This is a genomic window from Microbulbifer sp. VAAF005 (genome assembly GCF_030012985.1).
Classification (GTDB): Bacteria; Pseudomonadota; Gammaproteobacteria; order Pseudomonadales; family Cellvibrionaceae; genus Microbulbifer.
Window position 1 is genome coordinate 2,341,502 of record NZ_CP120233.1, and the last position, 15,951, is coordinate 2,357,452.

At 47.7% G+C, this 15,951-nt stretch carries 15 protein-coding genes; 9 read left to right on the plus strand and 6 right to left on the minus strand.

Annotated elements, in window-relative coordinates; translation table 11 throughout:
• The first annotated feature begins 17 nt into the window (after positions 1-17).
• The 6 genes from P0078_RS10325 (at position 18) to glpQ (ending at position 6,783) form a co-directional block, all read left to right on the plus strand.
• On the plus strand, positions 18-680 hold the full coding sequence (locus P0078_RS10325) for a hypothetical protein (protein ID WP_282934292.1): 663 nt from the start codon (positions 18-20) through the stop codon (positions 678-680).
• A gap of 12 nt (positions 681-692) precedes the next feature.
• On the plus strand, positions 693-1,355 hold the full coding sequence (locus P0078_RS10330) for a hypothetical protein (protein ID WP_282934293.1): 663 nt from the start codon (positions 693-695) through the stop codon (positions 1,353-1,355).
• A gap of 30 nt (positions 1,356-1,385) precedes the next feature.
• Positions 1,386-2,849 (plus strand): M48 family metalloprotease, encoded by a 1,464-nt coding sequence (locus P0078_RS10335; protein WP_282934294.1) that lies wholly within the window; start codon positions 1,386-1,388, stop codon positions 2,847-2,849.
• 100 nt (positions 2,850-2,949) lie between these two features.
• The gene (locus P0078_RS10340; RefSeq protein ID WP_282934295.1) at positions 2,950-4,581 is read left to right on the plus strand and encodes a long-chain fatty acid--CoA ligase; all 1,632 of its coding nucleotides are present in this window, start codon (positions 2,950-2,952) and stop codon (positions 4,579-4,581) included.
• A 529-nt stretch (positions 4,582-5,110) separates the two neighbouring features.
• The gene (locus tag P0078_RS10345) at positions 5,111-5,530 is read left to right on the plus strand and encodes a hypothetical protein (RefSeq protein WP_282934296.1); all 420 of its coding nucleotides are present in this window, start codon (positions 5,111-5,113) and stop codon (positions 5,528-5,530) included.
• A gap of 164 nt (positions 5,531-5,694) precedes the next feature.
• Positions 5,695-6,783: a glycerophosphodiester phosphodiesterase gene (glpQ, locus tag P0078_RS10350; protein ID WP_282934297.1), complete on the plus strand. Its 1,089-nt coding sequence runs from the start codon at positions 5,695-5,697 to the stop codon at positions 6,781-6,783.
• A gap of 42 nt (positions 6,784-6,825) precedes the next feature.
• Here the strand turns inward: glpQ and P0078_RS10355 are convergent, their stop codons facing one another.
• The 3 genes from P0078_RS10355 to P0078_RS10365 all read right to left on the minus strand — a co-directional run bounded on the left by P0078_RS10355 (position 6,826) and on the right by P0078_RS10365 (position 10,076).
• Entirely contained in the window at positions 6,826-7,605 is a 780-nt protein-coding gene (locus tag P0078_RS10355) for an enoyl-CoA hydratase (protein WP_282934298.1), read from the minus strand.
• Positions 7,606-7,819: 214 nt separating this feature from the next.
• Positions 7,820-8,740: a dimethylarginine dimethylaminohydrolase family protein gene (locus P0078_RS10360; RefSeq protein ID WP_282934299.1), complete on the minus strand. Its 921-nt coding sequence runs from the start codon at positions 8,738-8,740 to the stop codon at positions 7,820-7,822.
• Positions 8,741-8,828: 88 nt separating this feature from the next.
• Complete coding sequence (locus tag P0078_RS10365; RefSeq protein ID WP_282934300.1) at positions 8,829-10,076, minus strand: Zn-dependent hydrolase; 1,248 nt, start codon at positions 10,074-10,076, stop codon at positions 8,829-8,831.
• Between the two features lie 129 nt (positions 10,077-10,205).
• Here P0078_RS10365 and P0078_RS10370 point away from each other — a divergent pair, with 129 nt between their 5' ends.
• Positions 10,206-10,988 (plus strand): tryptophan 2,3-dioxygenase, encoded by a 783-nt coding sequence (locus tag P0078_RS10370; RefSeq protein WP_282934301.1) that lies wholly within the window; start codon positions 10,206-10,208, stop codon positions 10,986-10,988.
• A 124-nt stretch (positions 10,989-11,112) separates the two neighbouring features.
• On the opposite strand, the gene P0078_RS10375 is transcribed toward P0078_RS10370, so the two are convergent.
• Together P0078_RS10375 and P0078_RS10380 are read right to left on the minus strand one after the other, a co-directional pair.
• On the minus strand, positions 11,113-11,538 hold the full coding sequence (locus P0078_RS10375; RefSeq protein WP_282934302.1) for an ExbD/TolR family protein: 426 nt from the start codon (positions 11,536-11,538) through the stop codon (positions 11,113-11,115).
• Between the two features lie 185 nt (positions 11,539-11,723).
• Entirely contained in the window at positions 11,724-12,176 is a 453-nt protein-coding gene (locus P0078_RS10380) for a methylglyoxal synthase (RefSeq protein WP_282934303.1), read from the minus strand.
• Positions 12,177-12,445: 269 nt separating this feature from the next.
• Here P0078_RS10380 and P0078_RS10385 point away from each other — a divergent pair, with 269 nt between their 5' ends.
• Both P0078_RS10385 and P0078_RS10390 read left to right on the plus strand, forming a co-directional pair.
• Complete coding sequence (locus tag P0078_RS10385; RefSeq protein ID WP_282934304.1) at positions 12,446-12,850, plus strand: hypothetical protein; 405 nt, start codon at positions 12,446-12,448, stop codon at positions 12,848-12,850.
• 1,184 nt (positions 12,851-14,034) lie between these two features.
• Positions 14,035-14,952 (plus strand): hypothetical protein, encoded by a 918-nt coding sequence (locus tag P0078_RS10390; protein ID WP_282934305.1) that lies wholly within the window; start codon positions 14,035-14,037, stop codon positions 14,950-14,952.
• Between the two features lie 70 nt (positions 14,953-15,022).
• Here P0078_RS10390 and P0078_RS10395 read toward each other — a convergent pair whose 3' ends face one another.
• Positions 15,023-15,943: a phosphoribulokinase gene (locus tag P0078_RS10395; protein ID WP_282934306.1), complete on the minus strand. Its 921-nt coding sequence runs from the start codon at positions 15,941-15,943 to the stop codon at positions 15,023-15,025.
• Positions 15,944-15,951: the final 8 nt, after the last annotated feature.

A 15,951-nucleotide genomic window follows, 5' to 3' on the forward strand; every position in this document is an offset into this window, starting at 1 on the left:
GATTCAAGGAGGAACATATGAGGTATAGGTCGACTTCTTTTGGACACCTAAAGGTACTTATTCTTGTAAGTTTCTTCCTGGGTGCTTGCAGTCATACAGTACAGGTGGATGGCAATTACCCAGCCCCAATAGGCGATCAATTGCCAATAACAGTAGGCTTCTACCTCAGTGAGGACTTTAAAAGTTTCACTTATAAAGAAGACAGTGAAGATCGTGAAGAATGGAATATAAGCACAGGCAGAGCACAAAAAAATCTTTTTGAAACAGTATTGGGTTCCATGTTTACCGATACCGTATCTCTATCCAGTTATCCACAAGAAGTCCCCGCCAATGTCGAACTGGTGATAGTTCCAGAAGTGCGAGAGCTGCAGTTCACAATGCCCAGAGAGACAAGGGTCAATATTTTTGAGGTATGGATTAAATACAACATGACCGCATTTGACCCCAGTGGCGGGCAGGTTGCCAACTGGGTAATAACCGCTTACGGAAAAACCCCTACCGCATTTTTACAATCCCAGGAACAGGCATTAACTCAGGCGATAAATATCGCCCTGCGCGATGCCGGAGCAAATCTCTATACCGGGTTTGGGAAAGTTCCTGAACTACAGGCCTTTCTCTCTGGGAAACGCCGATCGCTATCACTGAGAGAAATCAAGGTGAAAGCCAAAAAGGCTGAATAAGAGGAGTAAATCGTGTTCAAGCCACTTCTAGTTGCAGCGATAATCTTTATTAGCGGTTGTACCACTGTCGTAATTGATGAGTATCGACGCTCCGATGGTGAGCTTGCCGAAGGAGATTCCGTCGTCATCCTGGGCCGCCGTCACTCCAGTGAATATGAAACAGAGCCTGATTTAATTGCCTGTGTTGGTAGAGAACTACACAACCCTGAGTTAGGTGTAAACATTATTCCAGAGCAAGACTTTGTCGATTTTATGTACCCCTGGTTTGAACCCAGGACAGCACCTATGCATGTTCGCTCCCTAGATCGCCTGATGGAAAATGAAAGTGTGCGTGAGCGAATGGAAAACTATGGAGTGAAGTACATCGTCTGGATTGATGGTTCAACAGAGACCACAGCCAGTGCCGGCTCTATCAGCTGTACCATCAGTACCGGCGGTGCAGGGTGCTTTGGCTTTGGGACCTGGGATAAAGAATCTGACTACGAAGCGGCAGTATGGGATTTCAGGGACCGCGAACTATCTGGGAAACTTAGTGCAGATGCCAAAGGAACCTCCTATATGCCCGCGATCGTGGTTCCAATACCACTAATCGCCAGGGTCCAGAATAATGCCTGTAAAGGAATGGCGCTGCAGCTCCAACAATTCTTGATGCCAGCAGTAACACCCAGTTCATAAAAATTAAGACGCTACAGGAGGCCAGGGGTAATGAAATTTATCGAGCGTGCTTTTGCCAGCGCTATCCTAATACTCAGTGCAGGCTGTGCATTTAACCCTGCCACCAATAAGCCTGACCTGGTTCTAATGTCAGAGGACAAGGAGATCTCCATCGGTAAGGAGATGCATGAAAAGCTGATAGAGAGCACTCCGATCTATAAAGACCCAGTCCTAACCGCTTATGTCAATCATGTCGGGCAAAAAGTTGCCGCCGCCAGCGACAGACCGGATATCAAGTACCAATTTACGATCATCGACAGCCAGGATATCAACGCATTTGCCCTTCCCGGTGGGTATATCTACATCAACCGAGGCCTTCTAACTTACCTGCACTCAGAAGCTGAAATGGCCGCTGTACTAGCTCATGAGATTGGCCATATCACCGCCCGCCATGCGGTAAGGCAAAAAACAGCTGCGACCGGAGCCAGTGTTGTATCAGTATTGTCAGTTTTGGTTACCGGCAGTGGTGTAGTTGGGGATGTTGCAAACTTATATAGCACCGCTGCTGTGAAGGGCTACGGCCGCGAGATGGAACTGGAAGCGGATCGCTTCGGCGCCCAGTATATGTTCAACGCTGGTTATGACCCCCAGGCCATGATCAATGTTATTGGGCTGTTAAAGGATCAGGAGACATTTGCCCGGCGCCGTGCCCGTATTGAGGGCAAGAAACCGCAAACTTACCATGGTGTTTTTGCATCTCACCCGAGAAATGACCTTCGCCTACAGGAAGTTGTAAACGCTGCGGGCCAGCTTCCCGAAGATAACAAAGAAACCAAAGTAGAATACTATCGGGAAAAAACAGATGGCCTTGTATATGGACAAAACACACAGCAGTCCACTAAAAATCGCTACAATCACAAGCGGCTGGGTTTCTCCCTTTTATTTCCCGATGGCTGGTTGGTAGAAAATCAACGTTCAGCCATTGTCGGCTCTGCACCTGATAAAAGTGCACAAATTACCATTACAGTTACCCAACGCGATGGCAACCAGCCCGCTGATATGGCTCTGCGCTCAGAGTTCGATCTACGACAACTGGAAAAAGGGGAGAAACTCAATCAATATCGACTTGAAGGTCATACCGGAAAAATTCCACCGCTTGAAAAAGAGGATGCAGATCCAGACAGAATTGCGGTAATTTTTTATGGTAGCAGACAATTTGTACTGCAGGGGAAAGTCACAAATGATGAAGACTCAGATCCAGAAGCTATTGATAAATATGACAATTTATTCCTGACCAGCATTAGAAGCTTCAGGCCGCTACGACAAACTGACATTGTAGAAGAGAAGGACATCAAACGCTTGCGCTACGTCCAGGCCAATGAAAAAACTACCTTTGCCTCCCTGGCAAAACATATGGAAATCGGCGAATATGCAGAGGAGCAATTACGCCTGTTAAATGGTTATTATCCCCGAGGAGAACCCAAGCCCGGAGAATGGATAAAGATCGTTCAATAATTTTATAAGAATCAGCCCCTAATCCTTTTTCTATCACCCTCCAAAATTTTGGAGGGTTAGTGTCTATCTGAAAATAAAAGATAATAATAAGGAGTAAGTGATGAACGGCATGATGATGCAATCCCAGCTCATCCTCACCGGTATTATGAAGCATGCTCTAAGCAACTCACCGGATAGTGAGATTGTTTCAGTTACCTTGGATAACCCCGATTTTCGTTATAGCTATCAACAAGCTTTTGAGCGAGTCTCGCAATTGGCAAATGCACTACAAAAGCTTGGAGCCAATGATGGAGATCGAATTGGTACTCTTGCCTGGAACGATCACCGACATTTTGAACTCTACTACGCAACTTCTTGCAGCGGGCTCGTTTGTCATACCATTAACCCCCGACTTTTCCCTGAGCAAATATCTTACATTATTGAGCATGCCGCAGATCGATGGCTGTTTATTGATCCGCTATTTATGCCCCTAATCGAATCCCTGGCAGAATATCTAGATTCGATTGAAGGCATCATTGTGCTAACTGATAAAGCACATATGCCCACCACAAGCCTGAGCAATGTTTACTGCTATGAAACATTGATTGCAGCAGAGCCCACTGAATTTCACTGGCCTGAATTAGAGGAAGAGAGTGCAGCAGCTCTCTGTTATACATCAGGCACAACAGGTAATCCCAAAGGGGTGCTTTATTCCCATCGCTCTCTGATGCTGCATACCTACGGCGTATTGATGCCAGATTTTTTTGCGATTAGAAGGGACGAAGCCATACTGCCTGTTGTCCCCATGTTTCACGTCAACGCCTGGTCAATACCCTATGCGGCGCCTGCTGTTGGAGCAAAACTCGTGTTACCTGGCCCCAAAATGGGGTGTGGAAAAACACTCAGTCAATTAATTCAAAAGGAAGCCGTTACTATCGCTGCCGGCGTTCCAACTGTTTGGCTCGCCCTGCTCAAGTACCTGCGGGAAAGTGAAGAGACCCTACCCAGCTTGAATCGAGTAGTCGTGGGTGGATCGGCTTGCCCCTGGAGTATTATGGATGAATTCGAGCAAAAGCATGGCGTATATACCCATCACGCCTGGGGCATGACTGAAATGAGCCCACTGGGAACCTACAATGCCCGCATACCTGAGAACCTCTCTAAAGACGAAGCAAAGACCCTCAGGCTTAAGCAGGGCCGAGCGGGCTTTGGGGTCGAGATGCGTATTGTAGACCCAGAGGGAAATACCTTGGCACAAGACGGGCTGGCTTTTGGAGCCCTACAAGTGCGTGGTCCCTGGGTCTGTGAGCGCTACTATCAATCCAAAGAGTCAGCACTTACCGAAGACGGCTGGTTTGATACTGGTGACGTTGCCACGATCGATGCTGACGGCTACCTGACAATCACTGATCGTACTAAGGATGTTATAAAGTCCGGTGGCGAGTGGATTTCCTCTATTGAGCTGGAGAATTTTGCTATGACACAGGCGGGAGTAGCCGAAGCCGCTGTTATTGGGGTTGCCCATGAAAAGTGGGCTGAGCGGCCTCTCCTGATCATTGTTCCCGCTGAAGGCAAAACACTAAAAACTAAGGAGATTCTGGCATCCTTTAAAGGGCATTTTGCCAACTGGTGGATTCCCGATGACTGTGTCATTGCCAAGGAAATCCCCCATACGGCTACAGGCAAAGTCAGCAAAAAAGACCTTCGGGAAATCTATGCCGACTATTTATGGTCACACGAAGCCACAGTGTGAAGAGGATTAAGACGCTTTTGGCAGGCATCATCGCGGCATAGCAAAGCGTTGCACTGTAATAACGCAATTTTACCTGCCTCAAGTCTTGATTAAATTTTGACGGCGCTGAAATAGCGCCGTTTTAGAATACTTAACTTTCTACTAATACTTAAACCAGCGGTCCAAGACGATACACCAATTTATAATCAAGCCCTTTTTAGAGTGCTACTCCTTACCCTCTATTCCACCGGTTCCTCTGTAGGCGACAATCTTTGCTTGCTGACTATTAACCCTCATCGATTCATGGTTTCCGGGCTGACTGGATATCGGTTTATCTTCTATTGACTTACCTAGGCGCACTAGCCATCCAGAATTGTCTAGAATTATCTTGAGTAGAAGTATCTGACTGTGGATATCCTGGAATATCTCAGTCCATGTGAGGGGGAATAGGGAATTTACACTTCCTTGCGTTGGATGGCACTGGCTTACAATCTAGCCTTTATCATACTCCTCACAGCAACGGCATTTACTCATTAACGAGAAAGTCACAATGAAGAAATTATTCAGTTTGGTAATCGCTGCAATAATTGCCATTTCTGCAAATACCCTAGTTTGGGCAGATAATGACCATGCCGCACAACTTGCGGAGCGTTTAGAGGCAACGAAAGCCAAGCTTAACCTCTCTGATGAGCAGGTAGGAAAAGTAAAGCCAATCCTGGAATCAGCCAATGAACAACGCCGCCAAGTGCTTGCAAAATACGGCGTTAACATAGAAAGTCCCTCTGGCGCGATCCAAAAGATGAGCTTTCGCGAGAAGCGCCAGTTAGGCAAAGAAATGGCCGCTATCAGAAAATCTACACTCAGTGAAATGTCTACCGTACTGACGGATCAACAATTATCAGAGTTCAAAAAACTTCAAAAAGAAAATCGAGAAGCCTTCAAAGCTAAGCTTCAAGAGAGACAAAATTAGAATTACCTGGGTTCATAATGCCTATAAGATAGAGGAAACCGTGCTGAATAGCTCTACGCTCGCTCTGCGAAAGCCTCACCCAGCGAGGCTTTCGTATTCAGTTATATCCCTGTCATATTTCTCTGCTAGAAAGTGCCCCACAATTCATCACGGGCCTTTATCACATGTTAAAAAACATTCTATCAGTAGTGTTGATTGGCTTTTCTATAGCCGCAACACTAACCTGCGCGGACAACTTTGATCAGAGAAATAAACAAACTATTGTGGTAGCTCATAGAGGTGCCTCAGCCTACCTACCTGAACACACCCTCGAATCCAAAGCGCTGGCTTACGGTATGCGTCCAGACTATATCGAGCAAGATTTGGTACTCAGCAAAGATGATCACTTGATCGTAATGCACGATATTTATCTAGATAGCGTAACTAATGTCGCCAACGTTTTTCCCCAGCGCGCTCGCGATGATGGTCACTTTTACACTATCGATTTTACCCTGGCCGAACTTAAACAGCTTCAGGTATCAGAGCCCTTCATAGATAGTGAGGATGGACTTCAAGCAAAATACCCTGAGAGATTTCCAATATGGAAATCTAGCTTTAAGCTATCCACCTTTGAGGAAGAACTGGAATTGATCCAGGGGCTTAACCGATCCCTGGGCTACGATATTGGCATCTACCCGGAGATTAAAAAACCCTACTTCCATCACTGGGAAGGAAAAGATATTGCCTCTATAGCTTTGCAATCACTCAAGAAATATGGCTATACCGATCGCGATCACAAAGTTTTCTTCCAGTGCTTTGACGCAGAAGAGCTCCAGCGAATTAAATTTGAACTAATGCCCTCCATGGGGATGGATCTATCATTAGTTCAATTGATCGCCGCCACCGACTGGGGGGAAAAATTGGTCGAAGTGAATGGAGAAATTGAAAAGTACAATTATGACTGGATGCTGCAACAGGAGGGCTTGCACAAAATCGCCACCTACGCAGATGGGATTGGCCCCTGGTATCCTATGTTAATGGAAGTGACGGATGGCCAACCAAGGGCTAACAGTGTTGTCCGCCGGGCACACCGCAGACAACTAGAGGTTCACCCCTACACCTTCCGCGCCGATACAGGCAAGGTTCCCGAAGAATTTGAAAGCTTCGAGGACTTCCTGCATTTCGCTGTATATCAACTGCGCATTGACGGTCTCTTTACCGACCACCCCGACAGAGCCGTTAATTATCTTTCCCGGGGACATAGGGATCGTTAAAAATGAAATCAAAAAAAGGCCGCATAGCGCGGCCTTTTTTACTTAATCAAACTTGGAGAAGTCCGCTGGTCTCTTCTCCATAAAGGCCATAGCAGCCTCTTTAAACTCATCAGAGGCGAGGCGCTCCTTAAAGTAGCGGCCTTCCTCTTGAATAAACTCTAACCCTTTCTCTTGAGTTGCTCTGCGCAAAAGCTGCTTAGTTAAACGCAGGGCGGCCGGAGCTTTCCTCGCTAACTCAGCTGCGGCTTCACGTGCTCGAACTATGGCCTGTTCTGGCGCCACTGCGGCATTACAGATACCAATCTCAACGGCTTCCTGAGCACTAAAACGCTTGCTCAACAGTAATAGTTCAGAAGCTTTAGCATGGCCGGCGATCCTGGGCAATAAGTAGCTGGAGCCATACTCTGGACACAGCCCCAGGTCCACAAACGGCATCTGGAACATGGCGTCGTCTCCAGCAAAAGACAGGTCGCAATGCAACAGCATGGTCGTACCAATACCTACTGCGGGGCCATTAACAGCTGCAACTACCGGCTTGGGGAAGTGGTAAAGAGCACTCATAAACTGGAAAACCGGAGACTCCTCCCCTTCGGCAGAGCCGCCCAGGAAATCTGTCAGGTCGTTACCACTGGTGAATATGCCCTCAGCACCGGTAATAATCGCGACGCGAACATCCGGGTTTGTAGCTGCGCTATTCAATAACCCTGCCATCGCGGTATACATGGCCATAGTCAGGGCATTTTTGCGCCCGGGTCGATTAATCGTAATCTCGAGGATGCGGTCCTTAAGCTGAGCCTGAATTTCAGCGCATTCGCTTTGCATATTGTTCTCCGGGGTAAGAAGTAGATTGGGCTACTTCAGTAGCCTAATTATGGAACCCCAACGGAAGCCACTTTTAATCCGCTGTAGGCCATCTATTTAGGAGATTCATATTAACCGCTACTCCCAGAGGTTCGAGTTCCTAATCAACCACTTTCGTTGACGGGATTAACCCGGTCACCAGTGACCGGGCCCTCTAGGTAACCAGCAACAGTAATCAAACTTTATTGGCTGAATCCCGGCGCAGAGGTTGGCACATGCAATGAACGCCACCGCCCCCCGGAGTGATCATAGAAATATCTGGGTCGATAACTTCCAAACCATGTGCGCGACACTTCTCCGCCAGCCCAGTATTGGTCTTAGGCAGCATCACTCGATCGTTCCCCAGGGCAACGACATTCACTCCAAGTTCCAATACCTGCGGGAAGGGAATATCGATAATCTCTATATTTCGGCTTTTAAACCACTGCACCAGCTCCGGCTCAACGGCATCAATGCAAATCGCTGCCAGCTTTTCCGCAAGCATGGCTACCATCACATCAATATGCAGGAAGAACGGATCGAACTGGTAGCCTTTAACTTCCCAGCCCTCTTTTTCCACCCAACTTTTCATCTGCTCAAACCCCTGCGGGCTGGTGCGTTCGCCGGAGTAGCCACACAGAATGACGCCGGGCTCTAACACCATAAAATCACCGCCCTCCAGAGAGCCTGCGGTGATAATGTCGTAAATAGGGATATCCAGCTCTGCATATTTCTTCACTATGGGCGCCCACTCACCACGGCGCCAAGGGCTGAACATCTGAGTCACGATAGGCCCCCAAGGGGTCATTACCGAAGAATCGCGACCGTAAATTTGGTAGGGCAATGTGCTGTCCGCTGGAATTAGGTGCGTTTTCACTCCCGCGTGGCGGTAGGCATCGAGCATTTCTCCATGCTGTGCCACTGCCACCTTGTGATCAAACTTCATCCCAAGACGCTCAGCACGTCGTGCACTCGCATTGCCAGTGCGCCAACTGAAGTTATCCACAGGTCCAATTAGAACATCCCGCAGCACACCGTATTCTGAATCCATCCCCCACTCACTCAGGGGGGCCGTACCGCCGTTATCCTGACGGTACTTCAAAGTAAAATTACCCATTCGCCTATATTCCAACTTGTTATCAATTATGCCGAAACAAAGACAGTGCATCGCCTGCAGATCGCAGAAGCACTACCTTAACTGCTACCTATACCAATTCCGCACTGTTTATCATTGCATGAAGCAACACATTACAACCTGCCTCCAGGTGATCTGGTTCAGCCGACTCCGCCTCATTGTGCGACAGCCCTCCTTTACAGGGCACAAAGATCATAGAGACAGGGGCAACTCGGGAGACGTATACAGAATCGTGCCCAGCACCTGAGACCATCTTGCGATTGCTATACCCCAAGGTCTGCACAGCACTGCTAACCGAATCAATGCAATGCGTATCAAAGGCGACTGGAGGTGAGTACCACTCTTCGCGGATATCTATTCTGGTACCCGTCTGTTCCTGCACTTTTTCAGCTGCTTTATACAAAGCTTCATGCAGGTGGTTTAGCCCTTCGGGCAAGGGGTGTCGTAGATCCAGTGCCAATACAACCTCTTCGGGAACAGTGTTGCGACTACCCGGCGCCGCCCTTAGATCCCCGCAAGTCATACGTGCATCTTCTGAATACTCTCGAACTTCGCGATACAGGCGCTCACATAAAAGAGACATTGCCTGGACTGGGTCGCGGCGATCCTCCATCGGGGTGGGGCCAGCATGACAAGGCATCCCGTAAAAAGTTACGTCATACCAACGAATGCCCTGCACGCCGGTAACAACACCAATAACTTGATCCTGCTTCTCAAGAATTGGACCCTGCTCGATATGCGCTTCAAATGAAGCCTTAATAACCCTCGGCTGAGCGGGCTCACTACCTAGATAACCGATCCGCTCCAACTCTTCACCGATGGTGATACCCGATTTGTCCGCGCGGCTGTGCCCATACTCCAAGCTAAATTCGCCAGCCCAAACCCCAGAGCCTACCATTGCAGGAGAGAAGCGTGCCCCCTCCTCATTAGTCCATACAACCACCTCTAGCGGGGCCTTGGTCCTGATGCCCTGATCTTCTACAGTGCGCAGAACTTCCAGGCCGGCAAGTACGCCATATACACCGTCAAATTTGCCACCCGTGGGTTGGGTATCCAAATGAGAACCAGTCACTACCGCAGGCAAGCTGTTATCTGCTCCCGGTCGACGGGCAAAAATGTTGCCCATCTGGTCCACTCTGACCTCACAGCCTATATCTCGGCACCAGCGCACGAAAAGGTCGCGCCCTGCACGGTCTTCATCTGTCAGTGCTTGTCGATTGCATCCACCCGCTGGGGTCGCACCTATCTCAGCAATTTCCATCAGGCTATTCCAAAGGCGAGAGCCATTGACACGTAGGTTTTGTGCAGGGTTTTCCATTCAAAGAGCTCCGGGCTTTATAATGGGTCTAATATTAATCACTTTGCCGTAATTTTTGTTTTGATCCACACCGGCTAAAGAGAGCATTATTTTGTAACTGGTCAAAACACACTCAGGAAGCAGCTGACTATGACAATAACTTATAGCTCTTACCTAAAAGTAGACGAGCTTTTGCAGTGCCAGAAACCTCTTTCCGATGGCCCCGAGCACGACGAACTACTTTTCATTACTATTCATCAAAGCTACGAGCTCTGGTTCAAGCAAATGTTGCATGAACTGGATTTCCTGGTGCGACTGTTCAATGCAGGGGATCGCAATCGCGCTTTGCATACGCTAAAGCGTGTCGACACGGTTTATCGTACATTGATTCAACAGGTCGATATCCTGGAAACCCTCACCCCACTGGAGTTTATGTCTTTCCGCGATCGGCTATCCACAGCTAGTGGTTTTCAGTCGTACCAATTTCGCGAGTTGGAATTTCTTTATGGAGCCAAGGACCCGAAAAAGCTGGAAAACTATACCCCTGGCTCAGAGCACTACCAGCGCTTGATGAAGCGTCTTGAGGCGCCGACCCTTTGGGATGCTTTCCTAAACTTTTTGGTTCACGAGGGGCATAAGGTACCTATTACTGAGCTTGAAAGGGATTTTAGCCAAGTTGCGGAGCCTTCTTCAGCCGTCCAGAAAATACTGATCGATATCTATCGAAATGATCCGCTGGTAAGTGAAATCTGTGAGGCTCTGGTAGACATCGATACTTCGTTACAACAGTGGCGTTACCGACATGTAAAAATGGTCGAGCGAACAATTGGCAGGAAAATGGGGACTGGTGGCTCAAGCGGGGTAGGCTATTTACAGGGAACCCTATTTAGACCGGTTTTCCCCGACCTCTGGGCAATTCGTTCAGAATTCTGATATCGAATTTTATTTGAGGGGCACTTAAGTACCCCAATTTATGACCAGTTCAAAATCATAATTCACAAACGAAAAAAGCCAGCAATATGCTGGCTTTTTAAGCGCAGGTAACTCACCGGGAAATTTATTCCTCGTAAGGTACCAGGGAGACCTGAATACCCAGGCTCACTTCCTTCGCAGCATCCGCAATCTGTACGTAAGTATCCGCACTGGACTTGTTGTGCGCACGCACGATCACCATTGCCTGCGGGTTCTCCGCATACATTTGAGCGATACGGGCTCGTACCGCACGGCTGTCAATACGGCTGCCATCCGCCGTGGTGATTTCATCATTTGCGCTGACCACCAACAGAATATTCTGCTTGGTAGGATCTGGGTCAGTCTGGGTAGTCTCATTCGGATCAGGCACATTCACGTCCAGCGCCTTTTCTTTAACAAATGAAGCAGTCACGATAAAGAAGATCAGCATGATAAACACAACGTCCAACATGGGCGTCAGATCGATATCCGCCTTTTCTTCTTCTACGGCCTTTCCGCGTCGTCTACTCATAAAACACCGTGCAATTTTCAAATATCAGGGGTGCCGGATTGACCGGTCTAATCTGGTGGGCAAGATTGCCGCGATTTCGCAAGCATTGCAAGTGCGAGCGATAACACAGATAAATAAACCTTAAAAATCAATCAGTTACAGAATCAAACCAATTAAAAAGATCAAATTTTAAGCAAAAATTCCGACTAACGTCCTGCTAGATAGCTGTGATAGTCAGGCACCTCATGCTCGAAGGATTGGTCCATCAAAGGTGACTGTATCACCATATCTGCACTACTCTGGTTACAAGCCACAGGGATATTCCATGCTGCGGCAATACGCAGTAGAGCCTTGACGTCCGGGTCATGGGGCATGGGTTCAAAGGGGTCCCAGAAGAAAATCAGCAAGTCCACCTGCCCCTCACTAATCCTCGCTCCGAGCTGCTGATCCCCTCCCAGGGGGCCGCTTAAGAGCTTTTCAACACTCAAACCCGTCGCATCCTCAATCTTTCCACCAGTAGTGCCCGTAGCCAATAACTGGTGTTGTTTGAGCAACTCGTGATGCCTGAGACACCACTGAATCATGGCATCTTTACGGTTGTCATGGGCTACCAGAGCCACTCGCTTTGTCGCCGGCAGTGCCTTAGCAATAAATTCCATTAGAACCTCAATATCAAGAGTCTCTTCTATAGTATCTCAAATAAGCATCTATAGATTTTATTTTCCCGTAGGTTTAGTCCCAGTTATCGCAACCTAACTTCCTTAAATAGACCTCCCAAATTACTACAAGACGATTCATTAGGTTCACAGAAATACTGTGGATTAATTCAGAGACCGCTTTATTCATTATTATCTAGAGTAAGATCCCCCTGAACGCCCCCCTCGCTATAATGCAGCAGCAAGAAACCGGACCTTTATAAGGAGTAAGTATGAGCGTAGGAGCCTGGGAGCCACAGGTAAGTGGCCCACAGAATGAAACTAGTGAAGAATTCAACAGGGAGCAGTTGCTCAGACTTATCGAAATTGCAGAGTCAGATAAACCTTTTACAGAATCAGTAGGGGCGTTTGAAAAAGTACCCTCCACACTTATTCGCCTTCCCTTCCAACACTGGATCGAAGAGAGCGAACATTGGAACAGTGCCCAGCTGTGGCAACTGATTCGCTTCTTTACCTTGGCAGAAATGAATCTGCCAGGCTGGGACGCCGGCGCTGAGTCTGCAGTAATTCCCCTCGCCAAAGTACTCAAGCAACGCTCGACGCCATTAACAAAAGAACAACTGTTATGGATTCGCCAGAATTCCAACAATCGTTATTTGCCCTACGGGCCACTATAAAGCTACACGATTGACTCCATATCACCCCAGTGACAGAGATATTCTGTTACTGGGTCAGTCCTCTCCCCCTCTCCCATTGCAAAACTCATAAGGTTGCCTTTGGTAAGAGCAGCCACTCCAAAGCAGAAGCATTGCCCATAAAAATATCATTAAGATTGTTGATCAACGTACGGATAATCAGGACTGCATTCAAATAGCTTCTGGTATTACTTGCCTCTGAATAACTGCCCTCTACTCCTTTTATGACTAGCAGGGATGTCACGTGATAGCAAAACAAATGACTGGAGACCAAGCGCTCGCTTTCTCGGTAATTAAAAAGACCTCGACTGAAGAGCACAAACTAATACAGTTCCGTCCCATTATATACATGGTTATAACTAGATTTATCACTGGTTTACTTTCCGCCATGTAAAAGTAAACCTCGCAGCAGTAATGGCAGATCCCGGCAGCCAAGCCCCCAAATACCCCAACCGGTTGGTACTTATATACGGGGCACTAGATCCCGTACATGAGTGTGAGTTCTCCCCCAGTTTTTAATTCCTTACTAAATACCAGGGTACGGCAATAGGACTCAAGCTGTCTCTGACAGCTTGACACTTGCCAACTTTCCGCAATTTGAATATCACACTTCAATACGCAAGGTTACACAACCAGCTATGGAAGTTGCCTGCTATTTGTCGCAGGCTAAAGCTCGCAGTTAAGTTTTGTTAATCCGGCTCTCTGTTAATTGATGAACAGAAACTATCTGCCACTATCAAAATCCAACTATAAAAGCCAAAACAACTAAACCAACAGGTTCATAAAGCTTACAAAATTACTCAACTATTTAACGCCACAGATACTGACTTGATACAAGGAATATTGAAGTTAAAGAATCACCAGTAATGAGTGCTTTCAAGTTCCCAAAAAGATCAAAAACACAGTTCAAACGGCCCCCATTTGAAAAATATGTAAAAAAAAGCCATTTTTTTTACATTAAATAGAAAAAAACCATCTAAAGGACTTGCAATTAGGTATACAAATAAGCTGCAATTAGCGCCGCTAGCTTGGGGGGACTCACTATCAATTGTTTTCTGCCGAAAACATGCATCTTGGACGGTGCCTAATTCCGTTAAAGATGGCTGAGAATAATTGATAGGAATGCCCCCACTTACTAAAACAATTCATTTTGCAGGGATATTTAAATGGCTACTAAAAAAGCTGCTCAAGTCGCTACCAGCGACGTCGCAAAAATGGAAGCGGAGCTACGCTCCCTTACCGCTAAACTGGAAACTGCCCGCCTTAAGCAGGAAAAAGACCTGACTGTCAAAGCCGAGAAATTGGCAAACAGTGCCAAGAAGGCTGCCGCTAAAGCAAAAACTACTCAAGATAAAGTAGCGACTGTTAGAGCTAAGAAAAAGACTGCTGCTCAACAGCAACAGCTGAAAAAAGCGCGTGAAGCCGCCGCTGCAGCTAAAACTGCCGCAACTGAAGCCAAAACTGCCGCAACTGAAGCCAAAGATGCATTGGCTGAAATCAAAGCCGCCAACAAGCTGGCTTCTCAGGTAGCTAAGATCGTCGCTAAAGAAGAAGCTGCTATAGCTAAGAAACTGGCTGCTGCTGAAAAGAAGAAAGCCGCTGCCGAAGCGAAGAAAACTGCTGCTGCCGCTAAAAAAGCCGCTGCTGCTGACAAGAAGAAAGCCACCGCAGCTAAGAAAAAGCCCGGCCGCCCAGCTAAAGCTGAAGAAGCCAAGAAAAAGCCTGGTCGTCCCGCTAAGACTGAAGAAGCCAAGAAAAAGCCCGGCCGTCCCAAAAAAGACGCCACTGAAGCCAAAAAGAAGCCCGGTCGCCCAGCAAAAGCTGAAGCCGCTAAGAAAAAGCCAGGCCGTCCCAAAAAATCAGAGACCGCAGCCGCTGCAGCAACTGATGCTGCTCCTGTAAAACGCGGTCGTGGCCGCCCACCTAAGGCAGAATCCGCACAAAAGAAGCCCGGTCGCCCAGCAAAAGCGGAAGCCGCTAAGAAAAAGCCAGGGCGCCCCAAAAAAGCAGAAACCACAGCCGCAGCAGCAACTGAAGCTGCTCCTGTAAAGCGCGGTCGCGGTCGTCCGCCCAAGGCTAAGTAAGCCAGCGCTAAAGCAAAACTGATTTATTCAGTTAGTTTAAACCCTGGCTTCGCCAGGGTTTAAACAGATCTTACTGCATCCACAAGCCCTTCACCTGATGGTCCTCCCTCAACTCAATAATACAATCTGCCCAGCCCGGCATATCCTCTAGTAAGCTCCGCGTCACTCTTTCGTAGTGTTGTACAAACTGAACAATTTGTTGATCTGTCATCCCCATTCCGGAGCGAACCCTGAGTTTATGTTCCTGTAACTTACGCCATTCAACAATACATTCCATACTCGGCGCTTTGAGCATCACCCATACATCGATAAGCGAAAAAAGATCTCGATAAGGATCTTCCAACTGTTGATTAACATAGTTTCGCCATTCGCCAGTACTATCTTCCCTGCACTCCAGTTCATTGAGCGCTCCTTCATGCTCTTCTGAAGGCTTGGCCCCTAGGCACCATCCTTCGAAGATAACAACATCAACTTGCCCCCTGAATATGGGCCACAAGTGCTTAGGGACCCGATCATCACGTCCTTTATCAAACCTAGGTAATGCGATAGCAGAATCACTACAGGCCGCACATAGGGCCTTGAGCGTGCTGATTCCCAAGCCGATATCATGGGTTCCCGGCACACCACGAGTTTCGAGTAAAGGGTGTACCTGTGTAGCCAGCTTGCGGCGCTGTTCCAGAGTTAAATAGATATCATCCAGAGACAAAACACAGCAGCGATAGCCCATCGCCTGGTAAATACATTGCCACACATCTGCCAGGGTCGACTTGCCGGTACCCTGCCCCCCGCTAACCCCAATTATTAATGGATTACTGCGCTTATGGCGAGTCAGTACCCAAACTCCGAGGGGAAGAAAAAGTTGTTCGAGTACCTGGAGGAAATCGCATGGTAATTGATGCTCACGCAACAGCTCCTTAAACGGCCCCGATAAACTCTCCTTAAGCTGTCCACTACGCTCTAAAACTTCATTCGGCCATTTATCCTTATTCATAAATTCCC